Consider the following 2,468-nt stretch of genomic DNA (forward strand, 5'->3'; position numbering starts at 1 on the left):
CATGTCCAGCGCCCGGTTGCGGGTCGGGTTGGCATCCAGATAGTCGTCGATCAGGGTGTCCATGTCCGGCCAATAGGCAGGGTTAACCACCTTCTTTACATAGGCGCCGGGGAAAGGGTCGACGAAACTGGTCAGACGGCGTGTCATATTTATGTCGGCGCGGGTATTGAGCCAGTCGAACAGGCACAGAAATGCCTTGAGGTAGGCGGTTATGGTCCTGGCCTCGCAGGCCGGCACTTCCGGGTTGAACTGCATCCCGAAAGCATTGGTTACACGGTCACCGGTACCCTTGGCCCCTGCTTCGCGCAGATGCGCGATCAATTGGTCGACCTCCGCAAGGCGGTCCATCGGTAGCGGCGGGCTAACCAATTCGTGCGGCACCAGCCCGTTGGCGAACCACTTGATCACGTCTTCGGCGGAGCTCATGATCTCGTCGCCCAGATCATTCTCGATACGCTGTTCGCGGCCCAATCTTTTCAGTAGGGTGAAGTCCAGTTCGACAATCCATTCACCCGCCGGGTCGCCCTGCAGAGAGCGTTCATAGCGACTGGTTTTCTTGACCTCGCAGCCTAGAAAATCGGCTGCCAGCCGTGCTATCTCATCCAGCTCGAGACCATTCATCTCTAGCTCTACACCTACCCTGCGCAACTCGCCATCGGCCGTTTTCTGCCAGGGCGGCAGTGCAAAAGCATCCGTTTTGGTCATGCCTACCTCCGTCTAAATTCTATCTGTAAGCCTAACACGGCTGCATATGGCCAGGATTTCAATCCCCGCGGGCGACACCATCAAGACGCGGATCCGCTCCGCCGCGCCAGCCTTCTGGAATGCGCTCGATACCGTGCAGCCCGCTGGTCATGGGTACGATGCTGACTTTATGGCCCATCGTCTCGAGCCTGGGCGCAAGGGCTTCCAGCCGCGTGCCGGCCTCAAGTTCCAATCCGAGCCCGCGATCCAGGGCATTGGGCAGCGCTATGGCGTCCTGTACGTCCATGTCCCAGTCGAGCACACCAATCACTGTCTTGGCCACATAGCCGATGATCCGGCTGCCGCCGCGCGACCCAATGATCAGACGTGGTCTTCCCATGGCGTCGAATACCATGGTCGGCGCCATGGAACTGCGCGGTCGCTTGCCACCGGCCACCGCATTGGGATGGGCCATTCCATTCAGCATAGGCGTGAAGCTGAAGTCGGTCAGCTGATTATTCAGCACAAACCCCTGGCTCATCATGCGGCTGCCAAAGGGCGCTTCGTTGGAGCTGGTCAGCGCCACCAGGTTGCCGTCCCCGTCCACCACGCTGAAATGGGAGGTGCCTCTTTCATCCGTTTCGGGTGTGAAATCGACTTCTTCGATCTCGGGTCGGTATCCAGGGTCGCCCGGGTGCACATGTTCCATCGCGCTGTTGGCGCGGATCAGGCTGGCGCGCTGACGCAGGTAGGCAGGGTCGAGCAGGCGATCGGTCGGCACATCAACATACGCTGGATCGCCGATGTAATGATTGCGATCGGCAAATGCCAGTCGACTGCTCTCGGCAATCAGGTGCAGTGTGGCAACACTGTCCGGTTCCATGGCGCTCAGATCGAAATGCTCCAGTACGCCGAGGATCTGCAGCAGCGTAATGCCGCCGGAAGAGGAGGGCGGCGCACCGCAGACCGTCCATTGGCGATATGGCCGGCAAACCGCCTCGCGATTAACCGCCTGGTAAGTCGCCAGATCGGACGCCGTCATATCGTTGGCGCCCCAGCGGGCCTCGCTCAGTCTCTGAAGCAGTTGCTCGGCGATCGGACCGGCATAGAAGGCCTTCGGTCCCTGCCTGGCAATGGTTCGCAGGGTCTGGGCGAGCTCCGGATTGCGCAGGATTGTCGGCTGGCTTTCTGCCTGGCGGCGGAAGTAGTCTCGGGTATCGGCAAACAGACGCAGGGACCAGTCCTGCTGGATCTGGCGCTGAAGCCGCAACGGCATCGGCAGGCCCTGTTCGGCCAACTGGATCGCCGGAGCGACCAGGTCTTCCCAGGGCAAGCGGCCATGCTCGCGATGCGCCTCGGCGAGCATCGCCACCAGGCCGGGTACGCCCACGGCTGAGCCGCTGGGGATGGCCAGCGCCAGGGGCATGTCCAGACCCAGAACCTGAAAGCGGTCGGGCTGGGCGGCTGCGGGCGCGGTTTCACGGCCGTCAAACATACTGGTACGGCCGCTCTCACCTTCATGCAGAAGTAGATAGCCGCCCCCGCCGATTCCGGTTTCCGGCGCTTCGATAAAGCTCAGAACCATCTGCACCGCGATGGCCGCGTCAACGGCATGGCCGCCCTTGCGCATTACCTCCAGTCCCGCCTCGACCGCCGCGGGATGCGCCGCCGCGACCATCGAGCTGCTTGCCGTCCGGTCTGCAAGCGGTTGTTCGGTCCGACTGCTGGTCGCCGGGTCCGTTCCGCTGCAGGCGCTCAACAAGCCAGCCAGGGCAAGTATGAGG

At 62.0% G+C, this 2,468-nt stretch carries 2 protein-coding genes; both read right to left on the reverse strand.

Annotated elements, in window-relative coordinates:
- Positions 1-705, reverse strand: a 705-nt coding sequence (locus ABYA88_RS16110; RefSeq protein WP_373188400.1) for an amidoligase family protein, incomplete at its 3' end; no start/stop codon positions are given.
- Between the two features lie 58 nt (positions 706-763).
- Positions 764-2,468, reverse strand: a 1,705-nt coding sequence (gene ggt, locus ABYA88_RS16115; RefSeq protein ID WP_373188401.1) for a gamma-glutamyltransferase, incomplete at its 5' end; no start/stop codon positions are given.

This window comes from Halopseudomonas sp. (assembly GCF_041579695.1).
Taxonomy (GTDB): Bacteria; Pseudomonadota; Gammaproteobacteria; order Pseudomonadales; family Pseudomonadaceae; genus Halopseudomonas.